Genomic DNA, 15,907 nt, shown 5'->3' with positions numbered 1-15,907 from the left:
ATTACCAGCGTGGAATAGATGTCGTCACGTCGCCATTTTGTGCGCGCTGACGCATAAAGTGATCCATTAAGACGATCGCCAGCATCGCTTCAGCGATCGGCACCGCACGAATGCCTACACAAGGATCGTGGCGCCCTTTGGTGATCATCTCGACTTCGTCACCGAAACGGTTAATCGTATGTCCCGGTACGGTAATGCTGGAGGTCGGTTTCAGCGCGATATTGGCGACGATCTGCTGACCGCTGCTGATACCACCCAGAATGCCGCCCGCATGGTTGCTCTGGAAGCCGGCTTTGGTGATTTCATCGCGATTTTGACTGCCGCGCAGTTTGACCACCTCGAAACCATCGCCAATTTCCACGCCTTTGACAGCATTGATACTCATCATCGCGTGGGCAATGTCGGCATCCAGACGGTCAAATACCGGCTCGCCGAGCCCGGCAGGTACGCCGTCGGCAATCACGGTGACTTTCGCCCCGATGGAGTCGCCCTCTTTTTTCAGGCCACGCATCAGTTCATCCAGCGCGTCGATCTTCTCCGGGTCCGGACAGAAGAAGGGATTCTGTTCAACCTGATCCCAGTCTTTTATCGCCAGCGGAATATCGCCCATCTGGGTCAGACAGCCACGGATAACAATCCCGAATTTTTGCGCGAGGTATTTCTTGGCAATGGCGCCAGCGGCGACGCGCATCGCGGTTTCACGCGCCGAAGAGCGACCGCCCCCGCGGTAGTCGCGCAGGCCATATTTCTGCTCATAGGTGTAGTCGGCGTGTCCCGGGCGGAACACATCTTTGATCGCACCGTAATCCTGCGAGCGCTGATCGGTATTTTCAATCAGCAAACCAATGCTGGTGCCGGTGGTGACACCTTCGAATACCCCGGACAGAATCTTCACCTGATCCGGTTCACGGCGCTGGGTGGTGTAGCGCGACGTTCCCGGACGGCGACGGTCCAGATCGTGCTGCAGATCGGCTTCGGTCAGCGGAATGCCTGGCGGCACTCCGTCAACGATACAGCCCAGCGCCAGCCCATGCGATTCGCCAAAGGTGGTGACGCGAAAGAGTTGTCCAATTGTGTTTCCTGCCATCACGGCTCCGTCATGTTTGCGTGTTGTTTTTAGTCTTTATAAATGCCGAAATGCGCGCGGGCAGCGATCAGCTGTGATTTGGTCAGCATGAAGACGCCATCCCCGCCATTATCAAACTCGAGCCAGGTAAACGGCACGTCCGGATACTGCTCAATCAGATGTACCATGCTGTTACCGACTTCACAAATCAGAATCCCGTCGTCGCTGAGATAATCCGGTGCGTTGCCGAGGATGCGGCGCGTCAGCTTCAGGCCATCGCTGCCGGAGGCCAGACCCAGCACCGGCTCGTGGCGATATTCACCCGGCAGATCGGACATATCTTCTTCATCAACGTACGGCGGGTTGGTGACGATCAGGTCGTACTGCACTTTCGGCAGGTCGCGGAACAGATCGGAACGAATCGGCGTCACCTGGTGGATCAGGCCGTGCGCTTCGACGTTTTGTTCAGCAACGGCCAGCGCGTCGATGGAAATATCCACCGCGTCCACTTCCGCTTCCGGGAAGGAGTAGGCGCAGGCAATCGCAATGCAGCCGCTACCGGTGCACATGTCGAGAATATGCTGCGGCTGATGGTCGATCAGGCCGGAGAAGTGGTTATTGATCAGTTCGCCGATCGGGGAGCGCGGCACCAGCACCCGCTCATCAACGAAGAACTCGTGGCCGCAGAACCAAGCTTTATTGGTCAGGTAAGCCACCGGAATACGTTCGTTGATACGACGGATCACGCGTTCAACAATGCGGTGTTTTTCACTGGATGTCAGACGGGCGGTATGCATGTCCTCCGGGATATCCAGCGGCAGGTACAGCGAAGGCAGCACCAGCTGTACCGCCTCATCCCACGGGTTATCGGTTCCATGGCCATACCAGATATTCGCCGCGCTAAAGCGGCTGACAGCCCAACGCAACATGTCCTGAATGGTATGCAGCTCATTGACTGCTTCATCAACAAAAATTTTATCCACGCCATCCTCCAGGACACGCTATACGGTAATTTCGGCGGCTAGTTTGCCACGAAGACGGCGATAAATCAGCATTCTTACGTCAGGCCGGCGGGGAAAAATACGTTTTGCTTGCCTGAACAGAGGCCGAGTCGGGTAAACTAGCGAAAAGAAATGATGAGAGTGGGCAATGAAAAAGAAAACATCGCTAAGCGACGAGGATCAGGCGCTGTTCCGACAGCTAATGACCGGTACCCGTCAGATTAAGCAGGACACGATCGTTCACCGCCCGCTGCGCAAGAAAATCACCGACGTACCGCCCAAGCGTTTACTGCAGGAGCAGGTGGATAACAGCCACTATTTTTCGGATGAGTTTCAGCCGCTGCTGAATAGCGAAGGGTCGGCAAAATACGTCCGCGCTGATGTAAGCCATTTTGAGCTGAAAAAACTGCGCCGCGGGGATTATTCGCCTGAGCTGTTCCTCGATCTGCATGGCTTAACCCAGCAGCAGGCCAAGCAGGAGCTCGGGGCGCTGATCGCCGCCTGTCGTCGGGAGCATGTTTTTTGCGCCTGCGTGATGCACGGTCATGGCAAGCACATTCTCAAGCAGCAAACGCCGCTGTGGCTGGCACAACATCCGCATATTATGGCGTTTCATCAGGCACCAAAAGAGTACGGCGGAGACGCCGCACTGCTGGTACTGATTGAGGTGGAAGAGTGGCAACCGCCGGAGCTTCCGTAATACGGATGCTCCGGAGGGAGATTAGATAGCTTTTGCCATCTTCAGATTGCAGGGGCTCATCTGCCAGGTAAACTCACCTTTGCCGTCCGCATCCAGCGTGACACAGGCAATGGCCGACGTGGTAAACATCGGGGGAGTTTCTCCCGGACACAGCTCTGAGACGAGGTACCCCACCAGCGGCAGGTGCGAAACGACCAGCACCGTTGAGACACCTTCATTTGCCAGCGTCTGAAGCCAGGCGTTGACCATACCCACATCGCCACACGGCGTGAGCTCCGGCATCACGTCGACATTTTCAGGCAGGTTCACGCACTCTCTTACCACATCCAGCGTCTGTTGTGCACGCAGGTAAGGACTGACCAGAACCCGTTCAATATCCACTTTCTGACCTTTCAGCCAGGTTGCCATCTGACGGGATTCATCACAACCACATACGGTTAGTGGACGAACCGAGTCACTGGCTGCATCGAGGGCAGCGTCGCCGTGACGCATGATAAAAACTTGCATATTGCACCGCTTTTGTTAACCAGAAGCACCGCAGTCTTACCTGCATAGAAAGCACGCAGTCGACCCGGTGGCCGGGCATTGTGCCTGATTCATCCAACGAATGAAACGCTGTTTTTTACCTCAATGGCGTAAGTATAGTCAATGATCGTTTACAAAACAGCCAACCAACAGCGTCGTTCATCGCCGGAATTATCTTCTTTGACCAAAACTTAGGTCGTCCGTTCGCCAGTGGGCCAAAAGGTTGCCCCCTGCTCGGCCATGCGCAATAAACTTTCACATGGTATATAACGTGGACCGTACTGAGCGGCCAGACGTTGCAAGATGGCAACTACTTCACCCGCGCCGAGCGTATCCATATAACGGAACGGGCCGCCAAGGAACGGCGGGAAGCCAATACCAAACACCGCACCGATGTCGCCATCGCGTGCGCTGCGAATAACCTGCTCATCGAAGCAGCGCGCGGCTTCGTTAAGCATCATCATCACGCAACGCTCGGCAATCTGCTGAGCGGATAAACGCGCCTGCGGGGCAGAAACACCCAGCAGCGAATAAACGGCGGCATCAGGTCGTTTTTTGCTTGTACGCCCTTTTGTCTCATAAAGATAGAAACCACGGCTATTTTTTCTACCTTTGCGATCGTCATTCAAGATCGCATCAATGATATTTGCAGGCGGACTAAAACGTTCTCCCCAGGCAGACTCCAGAACCGGGATAATTTTGGTGCCGGTATCGATCCCGACCTCGTCCAGCAACTGAATCGGCCCCACCGGAAAACCGAACTTCACCAGCGACTTATCGATATGTTCAATGGGCTCACCTTCTGTCAGCAAGCGCATCGCCTCGTTGACGTAAGGAGCCAGAATACGGTTCACGTAGAAGCCCGCTTTATCGGCCACTACAATCGGGGTTTTGCCTTGCAGCTTGGCCAGTTTCACCACCGTCGCTATCGTTTGCTGGTCGGTATTTTGGTGAGGGATCACTTCGACCAGCGGCATTTTTTCGACCGGGCTAAAGTAATGCAGGCCAATGACCTGCTGAGGCCGCGCGGCCTGCGCCGCGATGTCGCCGATAGGCAATGACGAAGTGTTTGAGGCGAAGATAGTTTCCGGACCGCAGTGCGCTTCGACTTCTGCCACCATCTGCTGTTTCAGGGCTAAATCTTCAAATACGGCTTCAATCACCACATCACGATGGGCAAATCCTTGATAATCAGTGGAACCTGACATCAGCGCCAGCTGGCGATCCCGCTCGCTGGCCCGCAAATAGCGACGACGAACCTGCTTGTCGAGCAGCTCCCAGCTGTATTTCAACGCATGATTGATGCCACGGGTCTGAATATCTTTGATACGCACCGGCAGCCCGCCTTTGCTGGCGGTCACATAGGCAATTCCCCCACCCATCAGACCGCCGCCGAGGATCCCGATACTGCGTAACGGAGCGGCCTGCGCGTCGGCGCCGCGATCTTTCTTCAGATCCGTACTGGCGAAAAATATCGAGCGTAACGCTTGCGACTGCGGCGTCATTGCCAGCTCGCCAAAGGCGCGCGCCTCCTCGGCATAGCCGCTGCTACAGCCGTGGGCTAACCCGTTTTCGATGACCTGCAGAATACGTTCGGCAGCAGGATAGTTGCCCTGCGTTTTCTGCTGCGTCTTTTTCCCCACCAAATGGAACAGCAGGCTGCGCCCCAGTGGCCCGGCCAGCACCCGCTCGCGTACCGGTACATTGCGGCTGGCCGGACGCTCTTTCAGCGCTAGCTCAACTGCCGTCTGCAGTAGGATTGCCTGCGGGACCACATCATCGACCAGGCCGACCTTGAGCGCCTGTCGTGGGCGAAGCTGTTTACCGGTCAGGATCATCTCCAGCGCGCTGCTGACGCCAATCAGACGTGGGAGTCGTTGAGTACCGCCGGAGCCCGGCAACAGGCCCAGCTGCACCTCCGGCAGGCCTAAGCGCGTTTTGTCATCGTCGCTGCATACCCGGCCATGACAGGCCAGCGCCAGTTCGAGACCGCCGCCGAGGCAGGCGCCATGAATAGCGGCAATCACCGGAATCGTCAGGCTGTGGATCTCGGCCATAATCTGCTGCCCCTGGCGAGCCAGGGCTTCAGCTTCTTGTGCGGTAGTACAGCGGGCAATCATGTTGATATCCGCGCCGGCAATAAAGTTGTCCGGTTTGGCGGATATCAGCACCACGCCGTGCAGGGATTTATTGTCGCGGATCTGGCGAACGATCTCCCGTACCTGCTGGCCAAACTCCGCCTTCAGGGTGTTCATCTTCTCACCCGGCGTGTCGATGGTGATCACCGCCACGTTGTCCGGGCGAATATCAAGCGTAAATGCCGATGCCATTTCCATTATTCGGCCTCCAGAATCATCGCCGCGCCAAGCCCGCCCGCCGCACAGGCGGTTACCAGACCAAATCCACCGCCTCTGCGCCGCAGTTCATGCAGCGTCTGAGTGATCATCCGCGCGCCGGTGGCGGCGAAGGGGTGCCCGTAAGCGATGGAACCGCCCAGCACGTTAAATTTGCTCTCATCCACTTCCCCGGTGGCCTGCGAACGGCCCAGGACTTCGCGGGCGAAACGCTCGCTGGCAAGACATTGCAGATTCGCCAGCGTTTGCGCAGCAAAAGCTTCATGCATGTCGATCAGCGTTAAATCAGCCAGCGTTAACCCCGCCCGCTCCAGCGCCAGCGGCGTTGACCAGGCCGGCCCCAGGAGCATGTCCTGGCGCACATCAATGGCGGTAAAGGCGTAGCTGCGCAGGTAGCCCAGCGGGGTTATTCCCAGCGATCTGGCACGGGATTCGGTCATCATGATGACTGCCGCCGCGCCGTCGGTTAACGGCGTACTGTTGGCAGCGGTGACCGTCCCATGTTTACGATCGAATGCCGGCCGTAACTTTTGGTAATCAGCCAGAGTTGAATTTTTACGAATGTTGTTGTCATTTTCCAGCGGCTCGCGGAACGGCGGTGCATAGGCGGTCATCACTTCTGCCGCCAGCTTGCCCTCTTCCCAGGCTTTGGCGGCCAGCTGGTGCGAACGATGCGCCAGCGCATCCTGCTGTTCGCGGGTAATGCCCCAGCTTTTCGCCATCTGCTCCGCGGTATCACCCATGCGTAATCCAGTCGAATATTCCGCCACCGCAGGCGGTACCGGCAAAAGATCGCGCAGACGTAGTCGGGAGAACAGCTTCAGGCGCTGTCCGAGGGTTCGTGCTTTATTGGCGTCCACCAGCGTGCGGGCCAGTTTTTTACTGACGCCGATAGGTAATACGGAGGAAGAGTCAGCGCCGCCGGCAATACCGGCGTTGATAGTCCCGGCCATCAGGCTTTCCGCCACGTTGGCAACGGCCTGAAAACTGGTGGCGCAGGCGCGGCTTACGCTGTAGGCATCGGTGTGCACGCTCATGCCGGTACCAAGCACAATTTCGCGAGCAATATTAGGAGCTTCCGGCATCTGAACCACCTGGCCAAACACCAGTTGTTCGATCATTTCCGGGGGGATGTCGCTGCGAGCCAGCATTTCACTGATGACCATTTTTCCCAAATCGACGGCGGGAACACCGTGAAATACCGTTGCCTGACGGGCAAACGGGGTACGTAAACCGCTGACAATGGCAATGCGATCGCCCTGACGGGTGACAAGCGGTAATGCCTGACTCATGACTTTCCCCTGTTAACCGATAAAACCAAGTGGTCTGACCTGATAACAGTTTTAACTAATTTTTTACATTAAGCCAATCGGTGAAGAGAAAAAGTGGGAGCCAAAACACATTGAATGGAAAAGACAACGCCCCGCAGATGGGGGCGTTGGGGGAATTAACGCAGGCCGAGCTGGAAAATCAGGGTTTCAGCTTCGCAGCTGAAGACAAAATCGATGTCCATCTGTACGCCGCCTTCGACATCAGTAAATGTCGGGGTGATTTTGCACGGCTCAGACTCCACGCCACGGGCTCTTTCAGTCAACGCAGCAAGCGTTTCGTCTGCTTCAGCGCGGTTGGCAAACACGCGGCTGTAAGAGGCGGTGCAATCGGTGTTGTCCATAATGGTGCCAACATCCATACAGCAGCAAACCGGGGTTTCATCTGCACTAACTTTACTCATCGTAGATTTCCTCTGTATATGCACTCAATGGTGCCAGACAATTAATATGCTTATTTTACGCCCGGCCGGGAGCGGCCTCCAGTCGTTAATGACAACAAAAGTCCTAAGTGACCGAAATCACACTTAAAAATGATCCAAAACAAGAAATACCCGCTTTGGCTAATACCTGTGGGGGCAAATTTGCCAGCTGGATCGCTTTTTTCGCATCACAATTGAAAAATCTCATAAACAAACTTGCAACATCTCATCTGGTCAGACCTATACTCAGCGCACTGGTCTGATTTCTCTGTCGTAAAGCAGACCCTACACTTCGCGCTTCTGTTACGGCATGTAACATAGTTTAAATAAAAATAACTCAATGAGGTTATGGGCATGAGCCAGAAAACCCGCTTTACCCAATCTGCCCTCGCAGTGGCTGTAGCACTTGTTTCAACACAAGCCTGGTCAGCAGGCTTTCAGTTAAACGAATTCTCTTCATCTGGCCTTGGTCGTGCCTATTCCGGTGAAGGTGCAATTGCTGACGATGCGGGCAACGCCAGCCGTAACCCAGCGCTGATTATGATGTTTGATCGCCCGACGATGTCTGCGGGCGCCGTGTTTGTCGATCCGAATGTTAATATTTCCGGCACCTCCCCGACGGGGAAAAGCCTGAATGCGGATAACATTGCGCCAACCGCGTGGGTACCAAACTTCCACTTTGTTTCCCCGATTAACGATCAGTTCGGTTGGGGGGCGTCAATTACCTCTAACTATGGCCTGGCCACCGAGTATGCTGACGATTATGCAGCCGGTAGCATGGGCGGAAAAACAGACCTCACCACCGCTAACTTCAACCTGAGCGGCGCCTATCGCCTGAACAGCAACTGGAGTTTTGGTTTAGGGTTTGATGCGGTCTATGCGAAAGCGAAGATCGAACGCTATGCGGGTGATTTAGGGCAAATCGTTGCGGGCTCTGGCGCACTGCCGCCGCAGCTGGCAGGCCCGGTATCGCAAATTCCTGCCGATACACAAATTGCTCACCTCAACGGCAACGCCTGGGGCTTTGGCTGGAACGCCGGTATTCTGTATGAAATTGACAAGAATAACCGTTACGGCTTCACCTACCGTTCAGAAGTCAAAATCGACTTTGATGGTAACTACAAGAGTAGCTTACCGTCAGCCTACAACCAGATCCTTGGTAACTTCGGCCTGCCGGCGGGCACCAACGGTCAAACAACCGATGGTTCTCTGACCCTGAACCTGCCTGAAATGTGGGAGCTGTCTGGTTATAACCGCGTGGCGCCACAGTGGGCCGTTCACTATAGCCTGACCTACACCAGCTGGAGCCAGTTCCAGGAGCTGAAAGCCACCGGCAGCAATGGCGAGACGCTGTTCTATAAAGATGAAAGCTTTAAAGACGCCTATCGCATCGCGCTGGGGACCACCTATTACTATGACGATAACTGGACCTTCCGTACCGGTATCGCCTTCGATGATAGCCCGGTTCCGGCAAGCACCCGTTCTATTTCCATCCCGGATCAGGATCGTCTGTGGCTGAGCGCGGGTACCACCTACGCCTTCAACAAAGATGCTTCCGTTGACGTGGGTGTGTCTTACATGCACGGTCAGCACGTCGAAATTAAAGAAGGTCCTTACACCTTCCGTTCAGAAGGTACCGCGTGGCTGTACGGCGCGAACTTCAACTACCGCTTCTGATAGTCTGACGATATAAAAAAAGGGTGAACATCATGTTCACCCTTTTTATTTTCTCGCGATTTATATCTCGCGATGACTTACTGCGAATCGATATCTTTCAGATCGTCCTGAATCGCCTGAGCGTTCGGGTTATCGGCCGGCGTGAGTTTACCGCCGTTGGCGATAAAGTCATGACGCTGGAAGTACGCTTCGCGCATCAGGATATACGGGTCGGACGACTGGCGCAGCAGGCCGTCAGAATCCAGCAGCTGAGCACGGGTCTCAATCCCTTCAACCGCCCACTTCCCGATCGACATCGGCCAGGTCAGCCAGGAGAGTACCGGGTACAGGCCATCCGCCATATCACCGCCCTCATCACGCAGCGTGAAGCTGCCATAGAACGGCAGTTGTACATACGGGCCATAGCCCACGCCATAGTGACCCAGGGTGCTACCAAAACGGTGCGGTTCAACACGCTGAAGTTTCGGGTTAGCCATCCCGGCGACGTCTATCAGGCCGCCCATCCCCAGAAGGGTGTTCAGGAAGAAACGGGTAAAATGCACCATTCCTTTATAGGGATCGCCCTGCAGGAAGTAGTTCGCCATCACCGCCGGCTCTTCCAGGTTGCTGGTAAAGTTACTCAGCCCGTTACGCGCTGGCTGCGGGACATAATCACGCCAGGCAACGGCAACCGGACGCAGCAGGTACGGGTCCATCACGTTGAAGTTGAAATCAAACATCGTGCGGTTAAACCCTTCAAGCGGGTCCGAACGCCCCTGTGTCCGATCGCCAGAGTTGGAACTGGCGCATCCCACCAGCAATGTGGCGCCAAGCGCGAGCGCCGACAGGCGAAAATTCATAGGTGTCTCCCTGTTAATTTTGGCTATTGCTGCGGGTTCTCCGGGGACGGCATCCTCCTTGAAGATCTCGCCCGAAGCACATTGCAATCTGGTGCCTGCATTCAGCATAGCCTTTTTGGCATTATTGTTGCGACCCGATTCTATACATGTTTTGCAATATCCGTATTGCTAAACTTGCCATTACCCAAAAAATAGGAGGTTCTCCTGGACCAGGCGATGGAAATATCTCTACGCTTATGAGAGAGACATCGCTGGAGGACACAATATGGCGTCAGAACCGACATCTCACTCTCACCATAATAGCGAAGATATCGAAGTTGAGAGCGAGGAAAAACAGGATGGCAAAGAGATCGAGGTCAATGAGAAACGCCTGCCCTCCCGCGCCATGGCCACCCATGAAGAGATCCGCCAGGAAGGGGAAAAAGAGCTGGAGCGCGATGCGCTGGCGCTGCTGTGGTCTGCGGTAGCCGCCGGTCTGTCGATGGGAGCGTCGATGGTGGCAAAAGGGATCTTCCATGTTCATCTGAGTGACGTTCCCGGCGGTTATTTGCTTGAGAACCTCGGCTACACCTTCGGGTTTATTATTGTCATCATGGCCCGTCAGCAGCTGTTTACCGAAAACACCGTCACCGCCGTCCTGCCAATCATGCATAAGCCGACGCTCGGTAATTTCGGCCTGTTAATGCGTCTGTGGGGCGTGGTACTGGCCGGGAATTTGATCGGCACGGCCATTGCCGCGTGGGCCTTTAACCTGATGCCGATATTTGACGAACCCACCCGCCAGGCATTTCAGGATATCAGCTTAAAGGTGATGGAAAATACGCCCATGGAGATGTTCGCTAATGCGATTATTTCCGGCTGGCTGGTCGCCACCATGGTGTGGATGTTCCCCGCAGCCGGCGCGGCGAAAATCGTAGTGATCGTGCTGATGACCTGGCTGATCGCGCTGGCCGATACCACCCATATAGTAGTCGGCAGCGTCGAGATTTTTTATCTGATTTTCAACGGCTCGCTGCCGTGGCAGGAGTTTATCTGGCCCTTCGCGCTGCCGACGCTGGCGGGCAACATCTGCGGGGGGACATTTATTTTTGCCCTGCTGAGCCATGCCCAGATTCGCAACGACATGAGCAACGAGAAAAAAGCGCGGCTCAAGGATGAAAAACGCCACTAAGTGGCGACACTTTAAGCAGTCAGCCCATAGATGCTTAACGTACAAGGAAAAAAACGCTATACTCCCGCCGCTTCGTCCCCTTAGTTAAATGGATATAACGAGCCCCTCCTAAGGGCTAGTTGCAGGTTCGATTCCTGCAGGGGACACCAGTAACAACTTTACCTGCCTCCGATAAAATCCACAAAACCCGCGTAACGTAAGGCTTTCAGCCACTTTTCATTTCCAGTCAATAACACCTAAAAGCACCTTAAGCCACGATCTAAAGTATCCCTCTAAAGTACCCTCGCGCTGTTAGAACTTCAGGAGGGACATATAGCCTTAACTAATATCGAAATTAAGAACGCTCTGCCTAAAGACAAAGAGTATGTAATGTCTGACGGTGCGGGGCTGGTTGTACTGATCAAACCTAATGGCTCAAAGCTGTGGCGATACAGATATTCACGTGATGGCAGAAAGCAAAAGCTCTCTCTCGGATCGTACCCAGAGCTATCCCTTGCACAAGCTCGCGTAAAAGCGGCTGACGCTCGCGCCAAACTTGCTCAGGGTAACCAAAGGTTGATAAAAATAGCTGCTCCACTGGCATTAATTGAGGACTGAGCAACCTCCCCCTGTAACCTCAACTCTATAAAGAACTACAAAAGCCAAAATAAAGCCCTAACGGAATAGGGCTGATCTTTCCACCGGGTTACGTGCGCATCTCCTTTCATTCTGCATTTTTTTATTTTTTCGCTCACTAATTGCACAAAACATCTTGCCATCAAACAGTCAAGCATCGCTTTAGGGCAATTTTGTCTGCATCGAAGTGAATTTGTCTGCGTGATGTCTGCAAGAAAAAACACTAATAACATTGATATACATACATATTTATACCTATGCAGACATGTGTTTTTCCGTGTGTGAGAAAACACGAACCCCACACGCTGTGCATTTTTAGTACCGTGTCATGTCGTCGCGTTCACGTATATAGGTGTTTTTTCTTGTCTGCATTGTCTGCATTGTCTGCATTGTCTGCATTGTCTGCATATATGCATGCGGAATTGGCTGTGATTTAAAAGATCTATCTGGAAATCATTTTGTGCAGACACATCACATAACGATCCAGTGTTTTGCCGCCCTTCTTCCGTCACCGCATACCGAGTTAACGAAGATTGGCGGCGTTGAGTTCAGTTGCTGTGCTTGGGTGGGGGAGTCAATACTGGCGAAAGAAATTATTTCTATCCGCTACTCAAAGTTATTTGCGTGCGCCACAACCAATGGCCATGGCTACGGTAGCAAAAGCAGAGGTTTACGCAGAACTGTTAGACGTTGGAATATTAACCGCCAGTCAATTCAGCAAGCGAACGAACGGCAGCACTAATAGTAACTAACCGGAATCAATAACCACTCATAATCCGCTCAATTTTGTTTATGGGGTAATCGAGAATGAAAGCAGCAAAGATTATTTTTAGCGTAGTGGGTTTTTTCTTGTGGGTTAGCTTTGGCGGGTGGGGTGTGCAGGCGCTCGGCGGCTCGGCGGTTTTGGGCGCAGCCAGCGCGGCAGTTCTTCACGTTGGGTTAGCTACTTATCTCACTATCTTGCAACGCGACCAGTTAATCAGGGCGATGGCTAAAGTTGAAATGGACGCCACCGCGTCGGACATAGCGAAAGCTCGCCTACTGGCTGAACTGCAAGATCTGGTCAGTAATAGCGACGACACCGCAGCAATCGAGCGAATCCGAAACATCCGAGGCTGGTACTCGGTAGATGTGGACAAGTTGGAAGCAGTGCACCGAGGAGCGGAGATTATTTATCGCACCGGGAAAAGCTACGAGTGAGAACGGCAATTCTCTGAGGACTGATGTTCTTTTTAATGGTTCAAGTGGTGGAATTTAAGATTCAACACGCAACCAGTTCACTGGTTCATTTTTGGTATATCAATACTGAACCAATACATATGCAATAAAACATCCGTTTTTCTGCATACCAAAAAAGATGGCAATATCTATGCAATAAAACGTTGTTATAGGGTTTTATTGCACATACAATTATTGCATAACGTTTATTGCATAATGGAATTGAGAAATGAGCCGTCTGTTTGCGTATTGCCGTGTGAGCACCTCGGAGCAAACTACAGAAAATCAGATTCTGGCCATCAAGGCCGCTGGTCACACCGTCATTAAGAGCCGTGTTGTCTCCGAAACAATATCCGGTGCAACGCTGGCAATGGATCGCCCACTGTTTGCAGAGCTGGTGAACAGTAAGATGGAAGCGGGTGACACACTGGTGGTTCTCAAGCTCGACCGCTTAGGCCGTAACAACATCGACGTACAAACCACCGTCAGCATGCTGCTTGAGAAAGGAATTACGGTTATCTGTCTGGATCTGCCAGTGCCGAATCTCGCAAGTTCAGAAGGAAAACTCATGCTGCAACTGTTCGCCTCGTTCGCTGAGTTTGAGCGCAACCGTATCAGAGAGCGCACTATGGAAGGTTTAGCCCGTGCCGAGGCTGAAGGCAGAAAAGGTGGTCGCCCCGCTGCCACCAAGCGTATTCAGGCCGTCAAAGAATGCAAAGCAGAAGGTATGAGCCAAAACCAGACAGCGAAGCATCTGGGGTGTTCACTGCGCACAGTGGCGAGTTACTGGAATGACTGAGTAATAGCCCCAGCCGCATGGGCGCTTAACTGCCCTTTTCCGTAACCGCCAAGGAAACATAATGCTGACCAATCCCCCCAAACACACGAGCACCATCCAAAGCCTTAACGCAGCAATGCGACAACTCCGCACGTGCCGAGCAGGCTCGCAAGCTGCCCCGCCAGAACCTGAGCCAAATCCTGCATCAGCGTTGAACCCGTACCAAGTTCTGCGCGATGAATTTGGCGCAATGCTTCGCCCCATCAGAATAAAAAAACAGCGCGGTTAGGTGCTGCGGACATGCTCCAAGATTAGAAAAAAGGATCATGCCTACAAGGTGCTGAAAGAGCTAGCGCGGTCGCTAAGGCACATGACGCTTCAGGGTTCAAACACGATTATCGCCCGAATAGAGTGGGCCTGCGCGGTGGCATACGATGACATGCAACAATGGCCTACTACCCACGAAGATAGACTTGAAATATGCGGCAAGCTAGAGAGCGCGCTAAAAAAACGCTTGCTCACCCCTGAGCAACCACCCGCTCCACCTCATACGATCGCTAATGCCGAGGCATCTGCCCTTTTGCCGACCGGCGCACTTGGTATTAGAGTCCAGGCAATTCGGGAACTTCAAAACAAGCAGTCGAGTGAGATGCTCACCGAATACCTCCGTGGGTTGGGCTACGTCAGAGAGCAGCTCATTGCAGCCCATACAGTTCTTAACACTGAGGGTAAAAAGAAATACGAGGTGTACATTAAAAATGCCCTAGAGACGTTATCAGTTCGATTTCGTGATTTGAAACCGTATTACCTCAATATTCTCACTGAAGTGATGGCTATCCCCTTTCGAAGAAGCGCCGAGAAAGACAGGAGAGAGATTTCAGATACGCTGTGCCTGATTGTTGGCCGCATCACAGAATATCGTTATCAAGGTGAAGATGAGCGTTATAAAGAGTATGCGCGAACCATCACGCGAGGTATCAACACAGACAAACTTCCACCGATGATCGCCGGATTAATTATTCAGGAAGTAACTGCGCTGGTGGATACGGCTATAGCAACGAATGTGTTTTCCTATTCTGATTCAGGCGTGACACACGAAGCACTTTGGCGGCACAGCGACCCAATCGAATACACCGAGGTTTACCCCGATAGTCAAATCCCTGACGATGCCAGCCCACTTCAGCAGCTCGACATTTACCCGCCGCAGTTCGGTATTGCACAGCAATCTCTCTGGTGGGGACTGGATGACGAATTGGATTGCTTTATCACTGCACTTGCTGGCGGGTTACTCTACACAAAGAGCGTAGTAAGCGTGTAGCATTGATAATAAAAGGTTTATCACATCATTAACCGATAGCATCTGGTATTAAGGGTATAGTCAATCGCTAATTCGCAAATGAAGGAGCTAATAAAAATGGCACCAAAATCAAGCCGAAAAACTCTTAAGTATGGCGATCAGCCAATGAGGACAATTACTTCCGAGGTAGTAAAAAAGCTGGGTGGTGCTGCGACAAAATCTCAAGTGGAAGATTATCTCAAATCCAATTATCAGAATTACAAAGACAACACAGACTCGAATCTTCGTGCTCATTCGGTTAATTGCAATCGGAGCCACTGGAGTTTTAACAAAACGGCCAGAAGAAGTGACGATATTACGCATCGACATCATGAATGCGACAAGCTTTACAAGCAGGGTAACACATACGAAATCTATGAACCTGCCAAGCATGGTGTATGGGAGCTGTATGAAGATTCAAATGGGAAATGGTGCGTCCGAAAAGTAGAAGAACCCGGCACCGCTCAGATATTTCAGAAGGCATTTGAAGCGGAAATTGCAGAAGTGGCGCAGTTAACCCCCTCCGAACGCAAGATGCTTTTAGCATCCGCAAACACCACTCCAGCGGTAAAAGAAATCACGACTAAGTATTTTGTCCGAAATGCGTGTGTTGTAGTCGAAGTTTTGCAAAGAGCACTGGGAAAATGCGAAAAATGCGAACGCGATGCACCTTTTATTCGAGCTGCGAATAACACGCCTTATCTTGAAGTGCACCACATAAAGCCATTATCTGAGGGTGGGCTAGATACCGTCGAAAATGCTATCGCGCTCTGCCCAAATTGCCATAGACAAGCGCATTTCGGATAGCGTAGCGTGAAACCTAAATAGCTGGTGGCGATTTGATTCCGTCATCAGCTCTGACAAAGAGCATATCCCT

The 15,907-nt window shown here is 52.9% G+C and carries 15 protein-coding genes and 1 tRNA gene; 9 read left to right on the top strand and 7 right to left on the bottom strand.

Annotated features, from left to right (window positions below):
• Position 1 precedes the first annotated feature (1 nt).
• Positions 2 to 1,087 (bottom strand): chorismate synthase, encoded by a 1,086-nt coding sequence (gene aroC / locus ACMYSN_RS22195; RefSeq protein ID WP_123755282.1) that lies wholly within the window; start codon positions 1,085 to 1,087, stop codon positions 2 to 4.
• Positions 1,088 to 1,116: 29 nt separating this feature from the next.
• Positions 1,117 to 2,049, bottom strand: a complete 933-nt coding sequence (gene prmB / locus ACMYSN_RS22190; RefSeq protein WP_123755283.1) for a 50S ribosomal protein L3 N(5)-glutamine methyltransferase — start codon at positions 2,047 to 2,049, stop codon at positions 1,117 to 1,119.
• 166 nt (positions 2,050 to 2,215) lie between these two features.
• On the opposite strand from prmB, the gene smrB reads away from it, so the two are divergent.
• Positions 2,216 to 2,767 carry an endonuclease SmrB gene (smrB, locus tag ACMYSN_RS22185; RefSeq protein WP_123755284.1) on the top strand — a complete coding sequence of 184 codons (552 nt, stop codon included), beginning with the start codon at positions 2,216 to 2,218 and terminating at the stop codon, positions 2,765 to 2,767.
• Between the two features lie 21 nt (positions 2,768 to 2,788).
• On the opposite strand, the gene sixA is transcribed toward smrB, so the two are convergent.
• The 4 genes from sixA to ACMYSN_RS22165 form a co-directional block, all read right to left on the bottom strand.
• The gene (gene sixA, locus ACMYSN_RS22180; RefSeq protein ID WP_462496190.1) at positions 2,789 to 3,274 is read right to left on the bottom strand and encodes a phosphohistidine phosphatase SixA; all 486 of its coding nucleotides are present in this window, start codon (positions 3,272 to 3,274) and stop codon (positions 2,789 to 2,791) included.
• Between the two features lie 209 nt (positions 3,275 to 3,483).
• The gene (gene fadJ, locus ACMYSN_RS22175; protein WP_462496189.1) at positions 3,484 to 5,628 is read right to left on the bottom strand and encodes a fatty acid oxidation complex subunit alpha FadJ; all 2,145 of its coding nucleotides are present in this window, start codon (positions 5,626 to 5,628) and stop codon (positions 3,484 to 3,486) included.
• Entirely contained in the window at positions 5,628 to 6,938 is a 1,311-nt protein-coding gene (gene fadI / locus ACMYSN_RS22170) for an acetyl-CoA C-acyltransferase FadI (RefSeq protein ID WP_462496188.1), read from the bottom strand. Before fadI ends, fadJ begins: the two co-directional genes overlap by 1 nt.
• A 155-nt stretch (positions 6,939 to 7,093) precedes the next feature.
• The gene (locus ACMYSN_RS22165) at positions 7,094 to 7,378 is read right to left on the bottom strand and encodes a YfcZ/YiiS family protein (protein ID WP_123755288.1); all 285 of its coding nucleotides are present in this window, start codon (positions 7,376 to 7,378) and stop codon (positions 7,094 to 7,096) included.
• Between the two features lie 372 nt (positions 7,379 to 7,750).
• Between ACMYSN_RS22165 and fadL the strand changes: the two genes are divergently transcribed.
• Positions 7,751 to 9,073, top strand: coding sequence for a long-chain fatty acid transporter FadL (gene fadL, locus ACMYSN_RS22160; protein WP_174507773.1), 1,323 nt, complete (start codon positions 7,751 to 7,753; stop codon positions 9,071 to 9,073).
• Positions 9,074 to 9,150: 77 nt separating this feature from the next.
• Here the strand turns inward: fadL and mlaA are convergent, their stop codons facing one another.
• Positions 9,151 to 9,912, bottom strand: coding sequence for a phospholipid-binding lipoprotein MlaA (mlaA, locus tag ACMYSN_RS22155; RefSeq protein ID WP_123755290.1), 762 nt, complete (start codon positions 9,910 to 9,912; stop codon positions 9,151 to 9,153).
• A 265-nt stretch (positions 9,913 to 10,177) separates the two neighbouring features.
• Between mlaA and ACMYSN_RS22150 the strand changes: the two genes are divergently transcribed.
• From ACMYSN_RS22150 to ACMYSN_RS22120, 7 genes are all read left to right on the top strand, one after another.
• A complete protein-coding gene (locus ACMYSN_RS22150; protein WP_462496187.1) occupies positions 10,178 to 11,083 on the top strand; it encodes a formate/nitrite transporter family protein in 906 nt (301 codons plus the stop codon).
• 74 nt (positions 11,084 to 11,157) lie between these two features.
• A tRNA-Arg gene (locus ACMYSN_RS22145) sits at positions 11,158 to 11,232 on the top strand.
• Positions 11,233 to 11,452: 220 nt separating this feature from the next.
• Positions 11,453 to 11,680, top strand: coding sequence for an Arm DNA-binding domain-containing protein (locus ACMYSN_RS22140; protein ID WP_462496186.1), 228 nt, complete (start codon positions 11,453 to 11,455; stop codon positions 11,678 to 11,680).
• Between the two features lie 825 nt (positions 11,681 to 12,505).
• Positions 12,506 to 12,898 carry a hypothetical protein gene (locus tag ACMYSN_RS22135; protein WP_462496185.1) on the top strand — a complete coding sequence of 131 codons (393 nt, stop codon included), beginning with the start codon at positions 12,506 to 12,508 and terminating at the stop codon, positions 12,896 to 12,898.
• Positions 12,899 to 13,145: 247 nt separating this feature from the next.
• Positions 13,146 to 13,715 carry a recombinase family protein gene (locus tag ACMYSN_RS22130; protein ID WP_462496184.1) on the top strand — a complete coding sequence of 190 codons (570 nt, stop codon included), beginning with the start codon at positions 13,146 to 13,148 and terminating at the stop codon, positions 13,713 to 13,715.
• 418 nt (positions 13,716 to 14,133) lie between these two features.
• Complete coding sequence (locus ACMYSN_RS22125; RefSeq protein ID WP_462496183.1) at positions 14,134 to 15,012, top strand: hypothetical protein; 879 nt, start codon at positions 14,134 to 14,136, stop codon at positions 15,010 to 15,012.
• A 96-nt stretch (positions 15,013 to 15,108) separates the two neighbouring features.
• Complete coding sequence (locus tag ACMYSN_RS22120) at positions 15,109 to 15,837, top strand: HNH endonuclease (RefSeq protein WP_462496182.1); 729 nt, start codon at positions 15,109 to 15,111, stop codon at positions 15,835 to 15,837.
• The last annotated feature ends 70 nt before the right edge of the window (positions 15,838 to 15,907 follow it).

The organism is Klebsiella sp. R445 (genome assembly GCF_051131755.1).
Lineage (GTDB): Bacteria > Pseudomonadota > Gammaproteobacteria > Enterobacterales > Enterobacteriaceae > Klebsiella > Klebsiella lignicola.
This window is presented reverse-complemented; position numbering and strand designations above follow the sequence as displayed.

Coding starts and splice junctions, on each gene's coding strand:
- fadI (WP_462496188.1), bottom strand. CDS start 6,938: ATGAGTCAGGCATTACCGCTTGTCACCCGTCAGGGCGATCGCATTGCC.
- fadL (WP_174507773.1), top strand. CDS start 7,751: ATGAGCCAGAAAACCCGCTTTACCCAATCTGCCCTCGCAGTGGCTGTA.
- aroC (WP_123755282.1), bottom strand. CDS start 1,087: ATGGCAGGAAACACAATTGGACAACTCTTTCGCGTCACCACCTTTGGC.
- mlaA (WP_123755290.1), bottom strand. CDS start 9,912: ATGAATTTTCGCCTGTCGGCGCTCGCGCTTGGCGCCACATTGCTGGTG.
- ACMYSN_RS22125 (WP_462496183.1), top strand. CDS start 14,134: ATGCAACAATGGCCTACTACCCACGAAGATAGACTTGAAATATGCGGC.
- ACMYSN_RS22165 (WP_123755288.1), bottom strand. CDS start 7,378: ATGAGTAAAGTTAGTGCAGATGAAACCCCGGTTTGCTGCTGTATGGAT.
- fadJ (WP_462496189.1), bottom strand. CDS start 5,628: ATGGAAATGGCATCGGCATTTACGCTTGATATTCGCCCGGACAACGTG.
- ACMYSN_RS22150 (WP_462496187.1), top strand. CDS start 10,178: ATGGCGTCAGAACCGACATCTCACTCTCACCATAATAGCGAAGATATC.
- ACMYSN_RS22130 (WP_462496184.1), top strand. CDS start 13,146: ATGAGCCGTCTGTTTGCGTATTGCCGTGTGAGCACCTCGGAGCAAACT.
- ACMYSN_RS22140 (WP_462496186.1), top strand. CDS start 11,453: ATGTCTGACGGTGCGGGGCTGGTTGTACTGATCAAACCTAATGGCTCA.
- sixA (WP_462496190.1), bottom strand. CDS start 3,274: ATGCAAGTTTTTATCATGCGTCACGGCGACGCTGCCCTCGATGCAGCC.
- ACMYSN_RS22120 (WP_462496182.1), top strand. CDS start 15,109: ATGGCACCAAAATCAAGCCGAAAAACTCTTAAGTATGGCGATCAGCCA.
- smrB (WP_123755284.1), top strand. CDS start 2,216: ATGAAAAAGAAAACATCGCTAAGCGACGAGGATCAGGCGCTGTTCCGA.
- ACMYSN_RS22135 (WP_462496185.1), top strand. CDS start 12,506: ATGAAAGCAGCAAAGATTATTTTTAGCGTAGTGGGTTTTTTCTTGTGG.